At 69.7% G+C, this 16,272-nt stretch carries 15 protein-coding genes and 2 pseudogenes; 5 read left to right on the plus strand and 12 right to left on the minus strand.

Going from position 1 to position 16,272, the window contains the following annotated elements:
* Positions 1-6: 6 nt before the first annotated feature.
* Positions 7-1,906, minus strand: a pseudogene (gene dnaK, locus KRR39_RS18250) (molecular chaperone DnaK).
* 101 nt (positions 1,907-2,007) lie between these two features.
* Positions 2,008-2,874 (minus strand): MEDS domain-containing protein, encoded by an 867-nt coding sequence (locus tag KRR39_RS18255; protein ID WP_216938890.1) that lies wholly within the window; start codon positions 2,872-2,874, stop codon positions 2,008-2,010.
* Positions 2,875-3,007: 133 nt separating this feature from the next.
* Here KRR39_RS18255 and KRR39_RS18260 point away from each other — a divergent pair, with 133 nt between their 5' ends.
* Entirely contained in the window at positions 3,008-3,541 is a 534-nt protein-coding gene (locus KRR39_RS18260) for a thioredoxin family protein (RefSeq protein WP_216938891.1), read from the plus strand.
* A gap of 570 nt (positions 3,542-4,111) precedes the next feature.
* The gene (locus KRR39_RS18265) at positions 4,112-5,080 is read left to right on the plus strand and encodes an AraC family transcriptional regulator (RefSeq protein WP_216938892.1); all 969 of its coding nucleotides are present in this window, start codon (positions 4,112-4,114) and stop codon (positions 5,078-5,080) included.
* Between the two features lie 22 nt (positions 5,081-5,102).
* Here KRR39_RS18265 and KRR39_RS18270 read toward each other — a convergent pair whose 3' ends face one another.
* Positions 5,103-5,444 (minus strand): response regulator transcription factor, encoded by a 342-nt coding sequence (locus KRR39_RS18270; RefSeq protein WP_254185760.1) that lies wholly within the window; start codon positions 5,442-5,444, stop codon positions 5,103-5,105.
* Positions 5,384-5,920: an MEDS domain-containing protein gene (locus tag KRR39_RS26295; RefSeq protein WP_367303678.1), complete on the minus strand. Its 537-nt coding sequence runs from the start codon at positions 5,918-5,920 to the stop codon at positions 5,384-5,386. The genes KRR39_RS18270 and KRR39_RS26295 overlap by 61 nt, the downstream gene beginning before the upstream one ends.
* 174 nt (positions 5,921-6,094) lie before the next feature.
* On the opposite strand from KRR39_RS26295, the gene KRR39_RS18280 reads away from it, so the two are divergent.
* On the plus strand, positions 6,095-6,685 hold the full coding sequence (locus KRR39_RS18280; RefSeq protein WP_216938895.1) for an NADPH-dependent FMN reductase: 591 nt from the start codon (positions 6,095-6,097) through the stop codon (positions 6,683-6,685).
* Between the two features lie 81 nt (positions 6,686-6,766).
* On the opposite strand, the gene KRR39_RS18285 is transcribed toward KRR39_RS18280, so the two are convergent.
* From KRR39_RS18285 to KRR39_RS18300, 4 genes and pseudogenes are all read right to left on the minus strand, one after another.
* A complete protein-coding gene (locus tag KRR39_RS18285) occupies positions 6,767-8,488 on the minus strand; it encodes a putative bifunctional diguanylate cyclase/phosphodiesterase (protein ID WP_367303754.1) in 1,722 nt (573 codons plus the stop codon).
* A 94-nt stretch (positions 8,489-8,582) separates the two neighbouring features.
* Positions 8,583-9,206 (minus strand): annotated as a pseudogene (locus KRR39_RS26300) (PAS domain-containing protein); the annotation flags it as partial.
* Between the two features lie 368 nt (positions 9,207-9,574).
* The gene (locus KRR39_RS18295) at positions 9,575-10,483 is read right to left on the minus strand and encodes an AraC family transcriptional regulator (RefSeq protein ID WP_216938897.1); all 909 of its coding nucleotides are present in this window, start codon (positions 10,481-10,483) and stop codon (positions 9,575-9,577) included.
* A gap of 154 nt (positions 10,484-10,637) precedes the next feature.
* Complete coding sequence (locus tag KRR39_RS18300; protein WP_216938898.1) at positions 10,638-11,009, minus strand: hypothetical protein; 372 nt, start codon at positions 11,007-11,009, stop codon at positions 10,638-10,640.
* Between the two features lie 85 nt (positions 11,010-11,094).
* Between KRR39_RS18300 and KRR39_RS18305 the strand changes: the two genes are divergently transcribed.
* Positions 11,095-11,595 (plus strand): MarR family winged helix-turn-helix transcriptional regulator, encoded by a 501-nt coding sequence (locus KRR39_RS18305; RefSeq protein WP_216938899.1) that lies wholly within the window; start codon positions 11,095-11,097, stop codon positions 11,593-11,595.
* A 6-nt stretch (positions 11,596-11,601) separates the two neighbouring features.
* A complete protein-coding gene (locus tag KRR39_RS18310) occupies positions 11,602-11,892 on the plus strand; it encodes a FadR/GntR family transcriptional regulator (protein WP_216942788.1) in 291 nt (96 codons plus the stop codon).
* Positions 11,893-11,960: 68 nt separating this feature from the next.
* Here the strand turns inward: KRR39_RS18310 and KRR39_RS18315 are convergent, their stop codons facing one another.
* The 4 genes from KRR39_RS18315 to KRR39_RS18330 are packed head-to-tail and all read right to left on the minus strand — an operon-like array spanning position 11,961 to position 16,272.
* Complete coding sequence (locus tag KRR39_RS18315) at positions 11,961-13,322, minus strand: MFS transporter (protein ID WP_216938900.1); 1,362 nt, start codon at positions 13,320-13,322, stop codon at positions 11,961-11,963.
* Between the two features lie 3 nt (positions 13,323-13,325).
* Positions 13,326-14,579 (minus strand): xanthine dehydrogenase family Fe-S subunit, encoded by a 1,254-nt coding sequence (locus KRR39_RS18320; protein WP_216938901.1) that lies wholly within the window; start codon positions 14,577-14,579, stop codon positions 13,326-13,328.
* The gene (locus KRR39_RS18325; RefSeq protein WP_216938902.1) at positions 14,579-15,496 is read right to left on the minus strand and encodes an FAD binding domain-containing protein; all 918 of its coding nucleotides are present in this window, start codon (positions 15,494-15,496) and stop codon (positions 14,579-14,581) included. Before KRR39_RS18325 ends, KRR39_RS18320 begins: the two co-directional genes overlap by 1 nt.
* The gene (locus KRR39_RS18330) at positions 15,493-16,272 is read right to left on the minus strand and encodes an enoyl-CoA hydratase/isomerase family protein (RefSeq protein WP_216938903.1); all 780 of its coding nucleotides are present in this window, start codon (positions 16,270-16,272) and stop codon (positions 15,493-15,495) included. The genes KRR39_RS18325 and KRR39_RS18330 overlap by 4 nt, the downstream gene beginning before the upstream one ends.

The following is a 16,272-nucleotide window of genomic DNA, read 5'->3' on the forward strand; positions in this document are numbered from 1 at the left end:
GGACACTCAGTGCGTCGTGAACTCGGCGTCGATCACGTCGTCCGAATCGTCGCCCGGTCCGGTCTGGGCGGAGCCGGCCGACTCGCCGGTGGTGCCGGCGCCGGCCGGGCCCCGGGCGGACATGCTCAGCGCCTGGGCCATCTGGTGCAGCTCGCCCGTGAGGGACCGCAGGCGGTCGGTCGGCGCCTGCTCGTCGAGAGCCGCGCGCGCGTCGTTGATCAACATCTCAGCCCGGGCGCGGTCGTGCTCGGGGACCGCGTCCCCGGCCTGCTCGAGCTGGTGCTGCACCTGGTACGTCACGGAGTCGAGCTCGTTGCGGGCGTCGACGTGCTCACGGAGCTGGGCATCCTCGCTGCGGTGCGCCTCGGCGTCCGAGACCATGCGGTCGACCTCCTCCTGGGGCAGGGTCGAGGTCTCGCTGATGGTGACCTGCTGCTCGGCTCCGGTGTCCTTGTCCTTCGCGGAGACGTGCAGGATGCCGTTGGCGTCGATGTCGAAGGTGACCTCGACCTGGGGCTCCCCCCGTGGCGCGGGCCGGATGTTCTCCAGCCGGAACCGTGCGAGCGCCCGGTTGTCGCTGGCGCGCTCTCGCTCCCCCCTGGAGGACCACCACGTCCACCGCCTGCTGGTTGTCCTCGGCGGTGCTGAAGACCTCGGTGCGACGCGCCGGGATCGTGGTGTTGCGCTCGATGACCTTGGTCATCACTCCGCCCTGTGTCTCCAGCCCCAGGGAGAGTGGTGTGACGTCCAGGAGCAGGACGTCCTTCACGTCTCCCTTGATGATGGCAGCCTGGACGGCCGCCCCGAGTGCGACGACCTCGTCCGGGTTGACGGTCATGTTGGGTTCCTTGCCGCCGGTCATCCGGCGAACCAGGTTCTGCACGGCAGGCAGCCGCGTGGAGCCGCCGACGAGGATGACCTCGTCGATGTCGTCCGCGGTGACCTTCGCGTCCCCCAGGGCCTGGGTGACCGGACCCATGCAGCTCTCGACCAGGTCCGCAGTGAGCTGCTCGAACGTGGAGCGCATCAGGTTGACGTTGAGGTGCTTGGGGCCGGAAGCGTCCGCGGTCACGAACGGCAGGTTCACCGCGGTCTGGGTGACCGACGACAGCTCGACCTTGGCCTTCTCGGCCGCCTCGAACAGGCGCTGCAGGGCTTGCGCGTCCTGCCGTAGGTCGACGCCGTTCTCCTTCTTGAACTCGTCCGCGAGGTAGTCCACGACACGCCTGTCGAAGTCGTCCCCGCCCAGGTGGGTGTTGCCGGCCGTGGACCGCACCTCGACCACGCCCTCACCCACGGTCAGGACGCTGACGTCGAAGGTGCCGCCGCCGAGGTCGAAGACGAGGACGGTCTCGTTCTCGAGCTTGTCCATCCCGTACGCCAGGGCCGCCGCGGTGGGCTCGTTGATGATCCGGAGCACCTCCAGGCCGGCAATCTTGCCCGCGTCCTTGGTGGCCTGCCGCTGGGCGTCGTTGAAGTGCGCCGGCACGGTGATGACCGCCTCGGTGACTCGCTCGCCGAGCGCCTTGCCCGCGTCGTCCGCCAACTTGCGCAGGATCTGCGCGGAGATCTCCTCCGGCGCGTAGAGCTTTCCGTGGACCGAGAACCGGACTGCTCCGTCCGGTCCGGCCACGACATCGTAGGAGACCGTGTGGATCTCGCTCTCCACCTCGTCGTACTTGCGGCCGACGAAGCGCTTGGCCGAGTAGATCGTGCCCTTGGGGTTCAAGATCGCCTGTCGCCGGGCCATCTGGCCCACGAGTCGCTCACCGCTCTCGAGGAACGCGACGACGGAGGGTGTGGTCCGGTTCCCCTCGCCATTGGGGATGACCTGGGGTTGGCCACCTTCCATCGCCGCGATCACCGAGTTGGTCGTTCCTAGGTCGATTCCAACAGCTCTACCCATGACGCACTCCGTTCACTGGATGCCGGACCCGGCCATGCTTTCGACGTGCACGGCCGGGGGCATCCCGTGAACAGGTACAACTGCGGTCGCCGCTGGGGACGTCAGGCGGCCGGGGGGCCGTGCCGGAGTGCGAGGACCGTGAGCTCGACGCGCGAGTGGATACCGAGCTTCACGTACATGTGCTTGAGGTGCGCGTCCACGGTGTGGGGCGACACGATCAGCTGCTCGGCTATCGCGCGGTTCGTCATGCCGCTCGCCACGAGCTCGGCGACCCGGACCTCGGCGCCGGTGAGGGACAGCCACTGGTCACCCTCGCCCACGGGTCCGAGGTGGAGGTCGGCCAAGGGGTAGCTGACGACGGCGGGGGGCGTGGTCTTCGGGTAGTCGGTCGGCGCCAGGCAGTGAGGGTTGTGGAGCACGGTCCCGTCGAGGAGCACCTGGGAGTGGATCCTGAGCACGTTGACGAGCATCTCCACCCCGAACCGCTGCAGGTCGTACAGGCAGAGGAACAAGGCGGGCACCTCGGCGAGGACCTGGGTGACGGCGGACTCGTGGACGGACAGCTCCTCCGCGCCGGGCTCACGCGGTCCCCAGGACATCTCCCCGGCTGCCCGCAGCAGGGGGAGCTGGTCGCCGGTGGACGACGCCGGGTGGGTTTCGAGGAACGTAGTCATCTGCTCGACGGCGAGCTTCCCGGCCCGGAGGTAGGCGTGGGAGGCCGGGTAGACGCCGAGGTGCCCGGAACGGGGCGTGTCGCCGCGACCTGCCGCTCCGTACGTCTGCTGCCGCATGCTCCTCGGCTCGAGGCCGTCGATGAGGCAGACGCACTGGTCGCCGTGGCGCAGCCCCTCCTGCATGAACGGCACCAGCAGCCGGTCTCGCTGGTCCGGTCCCGAGTAGATCGCGCAAAGGTGCATTCCCGGACGGATCTCGCCCACCCCTGCAATCCCCATGCGAAGGTCGTTCACCAGGGCGTCTCCTATCGTGTGACCCCATTCCGCTCGATGCTACGCGCGAGCAAGGTCGCGTGCGTGGGCGAGCGCGCGGTGAGGGCCGTCGTCGGTCTGGACCTGTTCGACCGCGAACGGCAGCTTTGGCAACGTGGTCGATGATCGCGGCCGGCAGGAGGAGACGTGGCACGTGACGGGTGAGGCGCGCAGGGGGAGGGGGACCCGGGCGCGGATGCTCGCGTGCAGGCTGTGTGGTCACCGGAACCGAGTGCTGTCCGGAGCGCTCGACCTCCCCCGGTGTCGCGACTGTCACGGCCCGCTGCCCTGGCTCGTGGACGCCTCGGACGTCGACTTCGCCGGCGTCGCGGACGCCGCTGCGCTGCCGGTGCTGGTGGACTTGTGGGCGCCTGTCGGCCCCCACGGTCCCAGGGTGATCCCGGTGATGGAGCAGGTGGCCGGCGACCTGGCGGGCCAGGTGAAGGTGGTCAAGGTCAACGTCGAAGGCGCGCCCCGGCTGTCCCGCCGCTTCTCGGTGCAGGCATCTCCGACCCTTCTCGTCATGGAAGGGGGAAGGTTGGTCGCCTGCAAGTGTGGACCGGCCCCTGCCTACGAGATCCTCGGGTGGGTCGAGCAGGTTCTCCCCCGCGCGGTCGCGCAGCTGGCGGATCCCCGGAACAGGGGATGACACCTGCACCTCCGGTTCATTGACTGGAGGGCGTAGGAGCCGCTCAGTTGCCCAGGAAGAGCGGCACGGGGCCCGACCAGGCTGCCCACAGACCGGGACCGGACGAACTCAGGGAGGAAAGCCATGACCTTGGTGCGCTTCGAGCCGTTCCCAGAGTTGGACCGATGGACCGAACGGGCCCTGACCAGCCTGCCAGCCGCCGGCCACGTGCCGAGGAGGGCGATGAGGTGATCGTCGACGGGCTTCCTCACGGAGAGTTCTGTCGGCAGCTGTTCCTCGGGGAGAACCTGGACTCGATCCCCGTGGCGGAGGCCAGCAAGCCGCGCAAGGTCTCACTCCAAGAACGATCCGAAGCGGCACGAGCAGGCGCTGTCGACGCCGCCAAAGCCCAATAGACCAAAGCGATCGAGCCCGTCACGCCGAGTCTCCGGCTCCCGCTCGACGGTCTCCCAGCCCGAGGGGCACAGAGAAATGGTTGCTTCCGCACAGCAGGCGCGACAGCCGTCCGCCTTCAGCCACGTCACGAATCCACCAGACTCTGCCTCGCAGGTCCCGCTCTCCATCTCTGGGGTGAGCGAGCCGGCTCAGGCCGAAGCGATCGTCACTGACTTCTACCTGCCGCACCGACTCGAGGTGTCGCCGCGCCAGGGTGACTTGAACATGTCCTTGACCGCGGTCAGGCTCGACCAGCTCACCATCGGGCGGCTGGCGTACGGGCAGGAGATCGGGCTCGTGACGGACGAGGCCACGAACTTCCACGTAGACCTTCCTCTGGCCGGACACGCCGAGATGAGTGCGGGAGCGTCCGAACCTGTCATCGCGCAGTGGGGGAAGGCAGCGGTCTTCTCCCCTGGGGAGCCGGCTGGTCTGCACGGGAGTGCGGACTGCTCGCTGATGTGCCTCATGATTCCCCGGGGAAGCTTGGAGGCAACTCTCGAGGAGCTCCTGGGACGGTCGATCGGGCGAGCCCTGCGCTTCGACTTCGCCATGCACCTGCGGGGACCGGTAGGTCGTTCCTGGGTCGACACCCTGCAGCTGGTGCTACGCGAGCTCGATGACGGGCCGGGGCTCCTCACGAACCAGCGCGCCGGCCGGCACGTCCAGTCGCTCCTGCTGGACGGGTTGTTGCTCGGCCAGCCGAACAGCTACAGCGAGGAGCTGGCCGGCGGAACACGGCCGGGCTCGAGTGCGGCGATTGCTCGAGCCGTCGACCTCGTCAACGACAGGGCAGACGAACCCTGGTCGAGCACCTCGCTGGCTCGAGAGGTGCATGCCAGCGTCCGAGCACTTCAGGAGGGCTTCAAGCGGGACGTGGGCAGGCCACCCATGCGGTATCTGCGGGACGTGCGTCTGCGCCGCGTCCACGGCGACCTCCAAGGAGCGAGCTCCAAGAGCACGACCGTCGAGGCCGTCGCCATCCGTTGGGGCTTCTTGCACATGGGTCGGTTCGCCGCTGCCTACCGCGCCGCGTTCGGCGAGACTCCGTCGACGACGCTCGCTGGGGAGGGGACGAGCCGCCTCGTCCTCGGGGTCGCCTGAACGTCTGTGCTCGACGTGATCGTCACCATTCGCCAGGGTGCTGCAGCGCGAGGGCAGTGAGCTCGACGCGGGTGTGGATGTCCAGCTTGATGTAGATGTGCTTCAGGTGGGCATCGACCGTGTGGCGTGAGACCACCAGGATCTTGGCTATCGCTCGATTCGTCTTCCCGTCCGCCACGTGAGCCACGATCCGTAGCTCCGACACCGTCAGGGCGTCCCAGCCATCACCTGCGGCTGCCTGCTCGCGGTGGGCCTGGACGCCTGCCGCCGCACCGTGGCCCGCACCGACCTGGTCGTGCGAGCTCACCAGCACGGTGCCGTCCAGGAGCACCGTTTCGTGCGCCCTGATCGCGGCCACCAGCATCTCCACCCCAAGGAGGGCAGGTCGTACACGCACATGACCACCGCGGACAGCTGCTCCACCGCCTGGTGCGTGGTCGACTCGTAGAGCAAGAGGTCGTCCACCGCCCGCGGCTGCCGCAGGAGCCAGCCCATCTCCACGCTCACACGCAGGAGCGGGGGCCGCGTCTCGGCGGGACGGTGCGCACGATCGGTCAGGAACGACGTCATGCGGTCCGCCGAGAACTGGCCGGCCCGCAGACAGACGTCCGATGCGCGATGGACAGCCGGCCGATGGCCGTCTGCGGTCCTCCCGACGCCCGGGTGATCGAGCGCCAGCGCACCGTCGAGGTGGTCGACCAGCGACACGCACCTGTCCCCGCGCCGCTGCCCCTCGCGGAGGAAGGCGAACCGGGCCCTCTCGCGCTCAGCCGGATCCGAGTAGAGCGCACACCAATGGGTCCCAGCGCGCATGTCGGCCCCCCCCTCTCCGTGCCCCATCCAACACGTTCCGCTCTCATCCGCCCATCCCGCGAACGCGGGATGACAGCACGATCGCCGGTGAGCAGGTTGGTTGACCACGGCGCTCGAGCATCCAGGTAGTCGGAAGAAGGGGACATGTGACCTGCGATGGTCGTGGGGCGCCGTTCGGAGGGGGGAATGGAAGGGGACCAGATGTCTGGGTACCAGGTCGGCTACTTCGTCGGCAGTCTGTCATCCGCGTCGATCAACCGTGTCCTGTCGCGTGCGCTGATCCGGCTGGCGCCCGAGGACCTCCAGTTCACAGAGATCGGGATCAGGGACCTGCCCCTCTACAGTCCCGACTTCGACGACCACTTTCCGCCTGAGGCAACCGCGCTCAAGGAGGCCATCGCACGCGCGGACGCCGTCCTGTTCGTCACCCCGGAGTACAACCGGTCCATCCCCGGCGCCCTGAAGAACGCCATCGACTGGGCGTCCCGGCCGTGGGGCCAGAACTCCTTCCACCACATCCCCGCGGGCGTGATCGGGGCATCGGTGGGTCCGATCGGCACTGCGGTGGCCCAGCAGAGCCTTCGCGCGGTCCTGAGCTTCTGCAACGCCCGTCAGATGACCGCGCCGGAGGCCTACATCTACTTCTCGCACTCGGTGTTCGCGGACAACGGCGAGGTGACCAACGAGGAGACCGCGACCTTCCTGCGCAACTACATGACCGAGTTCCGGGACTACGTGGAGCGGGTGCTGACCGTCCTCCCCCGCGCCCGCGACCACGAGCCTTTGGGCTGATCAGGCCGGAGCCGCCGCCGGTCGGGGAGCAGGAGGTGGCCCGGGACCCCTCCGCGGCCCTGGTCAGGCGACTCGCGTAGCTCAGGCACCTCGAGCGAGCCAGGTCAGGAGAGCTTCCTTGTTCATCGGCCTGCCCCAGAGATATCCCTGGCCGGAGGGGCATCCCAGCTCCAGGAGCATGTCGTGCTGCGCCTGCGTCTCGACACCTTCTGCGATCGCCTGGATGCCGAGGTCGTGGCACAGGGTGACGACGCTCGCGCAGATGGTGCGGTCGAGCTCCCCCTCGGCGGCGTCGACGACGAAGGACCGATCGATCTTCACCCTCGAGACGGGCAGCCGGCGCAGGTAGGCCAGGCTGCTGTACCCCGTGCCGAAGTCGTCCAGCGCCACACCGAAGCCGTCGTCGGCGAGGCGCCTCAGCACGGCCGAGGCACTCTCGGGGTCCGCCATCACCGCGGTCTCCGTGACCTCCAGACCCAAGCAGCTGGGAGGGAGACCGGCCAACCAAGCGGCCTCGCTCACCGCAGTCCACAAGTCACCCCCGGTGAGGTGGAGCGCCGATACGTTGACCGACACGTACACGTCGGGACGCACATGACCCCCCGCCCGCAGGTCGGAGAGGTCGGCCGTTGCCCTCCGCAGCACCCACCGGTCCAGGCTTCGGACGAACCCGCCCTGCTCGGCGATCGACACGAAGAGGTCGGGACTGACGAAACCACGGACCGGGTGGTTCCAGCGTGCCAGGGCCTCCATGCCCAGCAGTCGACCGGTCGCGATCTCCACGATGGGTTGGTACCAGAGCTCCAGCTGCTCCTCGGAGAGCGCCGACCGCAGCTCGACGTTGAGGTCGAACCTGGTTCGCGCCTCGGCCGCGAGCGACCCGTCGAACATCTGGGTCCCGCCGTCCCCACGGCGCTTGGCCACGTACATCGCCGCGTCGGCTGCCTGGAGCAGCTCCTCGGGTCGACACACCGCGGAGCTCGCGATGCCCACGCTGGCGGAGACGTGCACCGGGCGTCCCTCGATGTCGAAGGGGTCGTCGAGCACGGCCAGCATCCGGCTGGCCAGGGCGTGTGCCTGGGCCGCCGTGAGGCCCTCGGCGAGAACGACGAACTCGTCACCCCCGAACCGTGCCACCGTCTCGCCCGGAAGCGAGGCCGCTCTCAGTCTCCCGGCCAGCTGACACAGCAGCTGGTCCCCTGCGGCGTGACCTACGGAGTCGTTGACGAGCTTGAACTGGTCCACGTCGAGGAACACCACGACGACGCTGTCGGTGACCCCCCGCGTGTGGCGCTCCTTCGCCTGCTCCAGGCGGTCCTGCAGCAGGGTCCGGTTCGGGAGGCGCGTGAGGTTGTCGTAGAGGGCCTGGCGCCGCAGCGCTCGCTCCACCCGTTTCATCTCGGTGATGTCGGAGACCATGCCGAGTGACCCGACGAACTCCCCGTCGGAGTCCCACAACGGGCTGCCGTGCACCTGGAGGCATCGCGACGTGCCGTCCGGGTGCCGGAGGTGGAGCTCGTACTCCTCCGCCCCGGCGGTCCGGCGGGCGAGGAGCCGGCGGCTCAGCGAGGTGGCGTCCTCGACGTCGAGGAGATCGAGGACCCCTCGGGCATAGAGCTCCTCGATCGGGTGGCCGACGATGTCGGCCATCTTCTGGTTGACGTACACGGTGCGCCCTTGCGGGTTGACGAGCCAGATGCCTTCCTGCGCGGTCTCGACGATGACGCGGTAGCGCTCCTGACTCTCCTGCAGGGCCCGGTCGGACTCGACGCGGGACGTGACGTCGCGCAGGTTGATGACGATCCCCCCCGATCTGCGGGTCCTCGATCTTGTTGCTCAGCCACGCTTCGACCCACCGGCACGCGCCGCTGGCATCCTGGTGGCGGTAGACGAGCGACACGGCCTCTTCCGGCTGCCTCTGAACCTGGGCGAAGGCTGCCTCCACGAGGTGTCGGTCCTCGGGATGGGCGAAGTCGAGTCCCTGCCGGCCGAGCACCTGGTCCGGGGTGTAACCGAAGGAGTTGACCGAAGTCTCCGCGTGCACAACGGTCCCGTCCGGCGCGCTGACCACGGCCACGTCGGTCGCCCGCTCCAGAAGGGCCTGGAACAGCGACTCCCGGCACCGCAGCGCCTCCTCGGCGCGTCTCTGGTCAGTGAGGTCGACGACGAACGCCGCGATGCTCTGGGGCGACCCGTCCTTGTCGCGCACCAGCGTCGCGAACAGCCGCGCCGGCACCCGGATCCCGTCGGGACGCTGGTAGACACGCTCGTACTCCAGCATGCCGCTGGCATCTTCCTCGAGAAGCTCACGGGCCCGACTTGCCGGTCCGTCCCGGTGCGTGAGGGTGTCGACGTGCACCCCGATCAGTTCCTCCGCAGAGCTGCCGAGAAGCCTGCTCATCGCGGCGTTCACCATGACGAGACGCAGGTCGAGACCGGTGATCGCCTGAGGTAGGTGGGACTGCTCGAAACGAGCCTGGAAGTGCAGGTCTGCGTCCAACCCGGCCTGGGGCCCACACATGTCGTTCCCTCTCTGTGGGTAGGCCCCGCTGACCCTCGACGGGTCCCGTGGCTCTGCGTCCCCGGCTCGCGACGGGTCTGCCGTTGCCGTACATGTGTGTCGTGGGGATCGAGCCGGAGGCCGTGACGCGGCTACGCGCCGGGTCACGGGCCGGTCGAGGTTGTCCTGCCATCTCTGGCGGGGCCCTCGCCCCTGCCTTCTCGGCAGGCTGTCCGCCCCGTGTCGGACCACCACGCGTCAGGGAGGGCGCGGTGGTCCGAGCAGAAACGTCCCGAGCTCATCGAACCAGCGACCGGGTGGGCGGGGCTAGCCGTCCTGCGCGCCGGACGGTCCGCATCGCGCGCGGGTCCTCCCACCGGCTCGGGGGCTCATTCGCGTCGCAGGGTCTCCGACGGAGACTCGCCGAACACGAGCCGGTAGGCAGCGGCAAAGCGTCCCAGGTGGGACACGCCCAGTCCGGAGGCCACCCTCGCGACCGTCGTCTGGGCAGAGGAGGCCTCGCGCAGCAGGTCGCGGGCCCGGCGCAGCCGGACCTGTTGCAGGTACTTCATGGGTGGCAGGCCGAGGTCCCGCGCGAACCCCTCCTGAAGAGACCGCACGCTGACATGCACGCGGACTGCGAGCGACGACGTCGACCAGGCTTCCTCAGGCTGCTCCTCCAACAGCTGTCGTGCCCGCGCCACCGGTCCCGACGAAGGGCGCCACGTTCCCCGGTCCAGAGCCTCGCTGTAGTTGTGCGGTTGTCCGAGAAGGAGCCCGTCGACCACCAGCCTCTCCAGCTGCCTGGCCACGCGCCTCTGAGAGGCCAGCCCCGGCCCCTCCGTGAGCTCGGTCCGCACCACCTCCAGCGAGGCACGCCACCCGCGTGCCGTGGGAGTGGACAGGTCCATCTCGCTCTCGAACACCAACGGCTTCGAGACGGAGCGGCCGAGGAGCTGCTCGAGCTCCTCCACGACCGTCTGCGCGGGAATCTTCAGGCACAGCTGCAGGCTGTCCGCGCCCCACACGATGTCGGCTGGATACCCGGGCATGAAGACGGTGGCCCGGCCAGGGACTGCGGAGGTCTCGGCACCCCTGCCCATGCGGCTCACCACCCCACCTCGAACAGGCAGGTTGACGTGGTAGTCGGTCGCCTCGGCCGTGAGCAGCCGCGTCTGGGTGCCGAAGGAGACGAGACCGACCGTGGCCGAGTCGAGCCGCAGCGCGTCCAGACGGAGCGCGAGCGGCCCGGTGCCCAGGGGGTCGACGCAGCTGGGGAGGTACGCGTCCGCGATCATGGCCTCGGCCTCGTGCGGGTCTCTCGTCCGCACAGCACCTGCTCGACCGTCCCGCCCCTGCTTGGTCATCTGAACCTCTCAGTGAGCGCTCGACGGTACCAGCAGGCGAAGCCGCAGGGTCAGTCTCACGACCGCGAGGTCTCCACAGGGAGAGTCAGCCGAGGAACATGAGGTAGGCGCCGACCAGGGCCGGGATCCAACCGCTGAGGAGCCACCAGCTGAAGATCGACTTGCGGTGGATCACCAGGCCGCCGGCGATCGCGACCACGCCGAACAGGCCGCCGATGACCAGCAGCCCGATCTGGGAGCTCGGACGGTCGTTGACGAAGAAGGCGGCCACGACGAAGCCGGCGGCGAGGTGCAGGATGGTCGTGGTCACGAGGATGGACATGACCCACTGCTGCACGTGGGTCAGGCTCATGTCACGGCGACCTCCGGTCGACCGGGGATGGTTCGGGTCCATCAGGTGCTTGGCCACGCGCGGCGGGGGCTGGGTGCGTTGCGGGTCGGATGCTGTCATCTGCACGGGTCCTCCTGGAGGCGCTTCACTTCTCCGCCACATCATTGGTGTACCAATGATTAGTGTAGCAATCGTTGGTAGGCTAAGCACTATGACGCAGACGACACCGGCGGCGCCGGACCTCGAGGACCCGCTGGCCCTGGAGCAGCAGGTGTGCTTCGCGTTGTCGGTGGCGGCGCGCAACGTGGTCGCGGTCTACCGGCCACTGCTCGAACCGATGGGGCTCACCCACCCCCAGTACCTGGTGATGCTTGCGCTGTGGCAGCACGAACCGGTCTCCGTGCGCGAGCTCAGCCGACTCCTGCTGCTCGACCCCGGCACCATGTCACCGCTGCTGAAGCGGCTCGAGGTCGCCGGGCTGCTGGTGCGCGGACGCGACCGCAGCGACGAGCGGGTGCTGGCCGTCACCTTGACCGACAGAGGGAGAGCCTTGAGGGACCAGGCCGAGCACATCCCGCCGGCCGTGGTCGCGAAGCTCGGCATGGGACTCGAGGAGCTCACCGCGTTGCACGACAGCCTCACCCAGGTCATCGCGGCCTCGCAGGCGGCGCTGGTGGACGGCCGGGTGGGCGGCGGCGCGGCAGGTCACTGACGCCGCATCAGCGAGGCCCACTTCGTCGCTCTCGACGGCCGGCTGCACCGCCAGGTCGCCGAGGCGAGCGGCAACCCCCTGCTGCTGCACGTGTGGGACTCGATCTCACCCCAGTTCGAGGAGTACTCGCTGAAGGTCATCGGCATGCCGGGCCGCCTCCAACGAGCGCATGCCGACCACTGCGGCATCGTCGACGCCATCCTCGACCGCGACTGTGCGCTGGCCGCCCAGCGCGCTCACGACCACGTGGCCGCCGTACAGCTGGAGCTCCAGAACGCCCACGACACGACGCCCTGATCCGCGCCGCTGCCGCAGCCACGACGGCGTGTGCCGCCAGAGTCCTCTCTGGCGGCACACGCCTCTCGTCAGGCCTTCTGCCGCTCACTGTCCGTGGCGGCCACGTCGAGCCGGCCACGCGTCTCGGGGCTGCACAGCACGGCCGCGACGAACACCGCTGCGGCGCCGATGATGAATGCCACCAGCCGGCCGGGGATGTCGGAGACGGTCGGGCTCAGCAGGTTCACGAAGGTGGGCAGCAGGCCACCGAGCATGAACCCGGTGTTCCACGAGACCGCGGTGCCTCGGGAGCGGATCGCGGTCGGGTAGCGCTCGTTGAGGAAGATCATCACCGGCGAGTAGGCCGCGTTGGCCAGGAAGGCGAGCAGACAGGCTGCGAGCACGATCCGGGTCGTGCTGCCGGGGTCGCTGTGGGCGATGAAGAGGGTCAGGACGGGCAGCGCGACGATGTTGACGGCGCCCAGCGCCAGCATGGTCCTGCGGCGGCCGTACCGCTGGCTCGCCTCCCCCGCGAGGGCTGATGCGACGACGACCACCAGGCTGCTGACCAGCAGCACGGCGCCCCGCGGGCCGGACGGCATTCCCACGACGGAGTCGAGCATGGTGGGCAGGAAGCCGGACGTCAGGTAGTACATCGCCCCACCGCCCGCCGCGACCGCGACGTTGAGCAGCGTGATGTTGCGGTACTCCCCCGCGATCAGGTCCAGGAACCGGAGCCGGGCGGCGGGCGCACCACCCTTGGCGGCGTCCTGGGCCTTGAGCCACATGGGCGACTCCTCGACCTTACGCAGCACGAAGAGGCTGAGCAGACCGCCCATCAGGCCGCTGAAGAACATCACCCGCCAGCCGAACTCGTTGAACGAGTCGCCGGGGTAGAAGCGGCTCACGACGATGAACACCACGCTGGCCATGGCCGCGCCCAGCCCAGCGCCACCGGCGCCGATCAGACCGCTCATCAGGCCGCGCCAGCGGGGTGGGACGCTCTCGGTGCCCAGCGTGTGCGTGGTGGCTGTCACCCCACCGACGAACAGTCCCTGGATGACGCGGAGGACGAGGAAGATGACCGGGGCGACGACGCCGACCGAGGCGTACGTCGGCACCAGCCCCATCGCCGCGGTCGACAGGCCGACGCCGGCCATGACCGTGACCATGATGGTCTTCCGGCCCTTGCGGTCGGCGAGCTCGCCGAAGAAGGCCGCGCCGGCGGGTCGCATCACGATGCTGACGGCGAACGATGCGAAGACCAGCGCGAGGCTCAGCGTCTCCGACTCGGCCGGGAAGATGTGATGGCCGACAGCCTTCGCGACGTAGAGCAGCAGGAACAGGTCGAACAGGTCGAACGCCCAGCCGGCCACGGAGGCGAAGGCGGCGGGCAGCGCGGCCTTGCTCGGTGGCGCGCCGGCAGCGGAGTCAAACGTGGGCTGGGACATGGGTCACCGTTCGTCTCTCGAGGGGGTACGACGCCTGTCACGTCGCGTGGTGCGGTCCCGGCTGCGTTGCCGGAGGCTCCGGAGGCGGGCGCGGGCCCGGTCGGACAGGGCACCGACGAGGATCGCGACGGCACCGGGTGGCTTCGCGCCCACATCGGGCTCAGCCCCGGCCGCGGCCCGGTCCATGCCGCGCGCGAAGTCCTCGAACATGCGGCGGCTGACGTCACCGGCGAGGGACCGACCGAAGCTGGCGACCCGGCCGGTGAGGAACACCCGGGCCTCGGCGTGCAGTGAGACGCCGGTCCCTGCGGGGGTCGCGGACATCACGATCTCCGCCTGGGCGCTCCCGCCACCGGTGTCCTTGCCCTGGGCCCTCAGCACGAGGCGGTCGTCGCGCTGCTCGAGCACCTGCGCCATGCCGTCGAAGGACAGGCGCACCGGGCCGAGCGCGATGCGGGCCCGGCCGCGGTACCAGTCGTCCCCGAGCTCGTCGGTCAGCTCCGCGCCGGGCAGGCAGCGGGCAAGCAGCCGGATGTCGCCGAAGACCTGCGCCACCTCGGTGGGCGCCGACTCGAGCTGGCTGGTGACGTCGACGGTGATCGTGGGCTCGCCCGTGGGGAGCGCGATCTCGTCGGGGTGGTGCCCCGGCACGGCGGCCGTGGCCACCTCCGCGGCGGCGGCAGGGCCTGCACCAGACGGCGTACGACCGACCAGGGTGCGCTGCGCACAGTTGCCCGGCCCGGGCAGCCCGTCGCGGTGGGCGTGCGCCACCTCGTCGACGGCGTCGATGATGTTGCGGTAGCCAGTGCACCGGCACAGGACTCCGGACAGCTCTTCGGGCAGGTCCTCGGTCGCGACGTCGGGCTCGTGGGTGAGCAGGTCGTAGGAGCTCATCAGGAAGCCGGGCGTGCAGAAGCCGCACTGGAGGGCGTGGTGCTTGCTGAACGACTCCTGCAGCGGGTGCAGGTCGTCCTGGCGGCCGAGGCCCTCGACGGTGGTGATCTCGGCACCCTCGAGCTGGACCGCGAAGAGGAGGCAGGCACGGGAGGCCTGGCCGTCGACGAGGATCGTGCACATCCCGCAGATCCCGTGCTCGCACCCGACGTGGGTGCCGGTCAGGCCGAGGTGGTCCCGGAGCGCGTCGGACAGCGTGATCCGGGCCGGAAGGGACAGCGTGACCTCGCTGCCGTTGACGGTCATGGTGACGTCGACGGTGTCGTCGGCCTCGGTGCGGGCGTAGGCGTACGGGAGGCTCATCAGGGCTTCCCCTCTCGGTGTGGTCGGAGGGACTTCAGGTAGGCCCGGGCGACCTGGCGGGAGACCAGGCCGGCGATCAGCTGGCGGCGGTAGGCCGCACTGGCGTGCGCGTCCCCACCGGTGTCCACCACGTCGTCGGCGATGCCGTCCGCGTGGTCGGCCAGCGCCCGGCGCAGGTCGGACTCGTCGGGGTCGGTGCCGGTGGCGTCGAGTGCCGAGCGCAGCTGTTCGGTGACGTCGCGGGTGACCGGGTGGTCGGAGATGCCGAAGCAGCTGATCCGGGCGCGGGAGCCGGCGCTGGTGGTGCGCACCCGGACTGCCGCGCCCGCCAGGGCGAAGTCGCCGTGCCGGCGGGCAATCTCGCCGAACCCGAAGCCGTCGCCCTCCTCGGCGACCGGGAACCGGACCTCGGTCAGGAGCTCCTCGGGCAGGATCACGGTGCTCATCGCACCGGTGAAGAACTCAGCTGCCGGGATCTCCCGCACGCCCTCGGCGCCGGCGACCACCATGGTGGCGTCCAGGCAGGAGGCGACCGCGGGCAGCTCGGCCGACGGGTCGGCGTGCGCGATGCTGCCGCAGACGGTGCCGCGGCTGCGGATCTCGCGGTGGCCGACCCAGGGCAGCGCGAGCCGCAGCAGGGGTACGGCGGCCGCGGCGTCGTCGTACTGCACCTGCCGCTGCCGCACCGTCGCACCCACCCCGAGGTGGCCGTTGCTCCGCGAGATCTGCCTGAGCTCGGGGACGGCGTTGATGTCGACGAGCATGGAAGGGCGCCCCAGTCGCATCGCCAGCACCGGCACGAGCGACTGGCCCCCGGCCAGCACCTTGGCGCCGTCGCGGGCCAGCTCGGTGAGGGCGTCCTCGGTCGTGCCGGGGCGGACGTAGGCGAACGGGGCGGGCTTCCACGGCTGGTTCACCGACCCTCGAACTTCGGGGCGCGCTTCTCTCCGAACGCGGCGACGCCCTCGGCGAAGTCGTGGCTGGCGCGCAGCATGGAGTAGGCCTTGCGCTCCAGCTCGATGCCCGTGTAGAGCGGGCCGTCGATGCCCCGGTCGAGGACCTCCTTGGCGGTCCGCAGCGCCATCGGCGAGTAGCCCAGCAGCATGGAGACGACCGTGTCGGTCTGCTTCTCGAGCTCCTCGGCGTCGGCGCAGTTGTGCGAGGTGAGGCCCCAGTCGAGGGCCTGCTGTCCGGTGATCCGCTCGCCGGTGAGGATGTGGTACTTCGCCCGGGACAGGCCGATCAGCCGGGCCAGGCGCTGCGTTCCGCCGCTGCCGGGGATCATGCCGAGCTTCATCTCGGGGAGGGCGAACCGCGACCGGTCGGTGGCGATCCGGATGTCGCAGGACAGCGCCAGCTCGAGGCCGACCCCGAAGCAGTAGCCGTCGATCGCGGCGATGACCGGCTTGGGGCTGCGAGCCGCAGCGGTCACGTTGTGGCCGAGGTCGGTCAGGTCGACCGGGTCGACCTCCATGAAGCCGGCGATGTCGCCGCCGGAGGTGAAGTGCTCGCCCTCGGCCCGGATCACGACGACCTGCACCTTCCGGTCCGCGTCGATCTCGGCGAATCGGTCGGCCATCACCTGGCGGGTCTCCCAGGTGATGACGTTGTAGCGGCCGTGCGACAGCGTCAGGTTGGCGACTCGGCCGTCGTGGCTGCGGTCGAGACGGATCTTGCCTCCGGTGAGGGGCAT

The organism is Nocardioides panacis (assembly GCF_019039255.1).
Lineage (GTDB): Bacteria > Actinomycetota > Actinomycetes > Propionibacteriales > Nocardioidaceae > Nocardioides_B > Nocardioides_B panacis.

Bases quoted from the DNA above. Each gene is read 5' to 3' on its own strand.
- KRR39_RS18315 (WP_216938900.1), bottom strand. From the start codon at position 13,322: ATGTCCCAGCCCACGTTTGACTCCGCTGCCGGCGCGCCACCGAGCAAG.
- KRR39_RS26295 (WP_367303678.1), bottom strand. From the start codon at position 5,920: ATGGGGCACGGAGAGGGGGGGGCCGACATGCGCGCTGGGACCCATTGG.
- KRR39_RS18270 (WP_254185760.1), bottom strand. From the start codon at position 5,444: ATGCTGGTGGCCGCGATCAGGGCGCACGAAACGGTGCTCCTGGACGGC.
- KRR39_RS18295 (WP_216938897.1), bottom strand. From the start codon at position 10,483: ATGATCGCGGACGCGTACCTCCCCAGCTGCGTCGACCCCCTGGGCACC.
- KRR39_RS18305 (WP_216938899.1), top strand. From the start codon at position 11,095: ATGACGCAGACGACACCGGCGGCGCCGGACCTCGAGGACCCGCTGGCC.
- KRR39_RS18320 (WP_216938901.1), bottom strand. From the start codon at position 14,579: ATGAGCCTCCCGTACGCCTACGCCCGCACCGAGGCCGACGACACCGTC.
- KRR39_RS18330 (WP_216938903.1), bottom strand. From the start codon at position 16,272: ATGCCCCTCACCGGAGGCAAGATCCGTCTCGACCGCAGCCACGACGGC.
- KRR39_RS18280 (WP_216938895.1), top strand. From the start codon at position 6,095: ATGTCTGGGTACCAGGTCGGCTACTTCGTCGGCAGTCTGTCATCCGCG.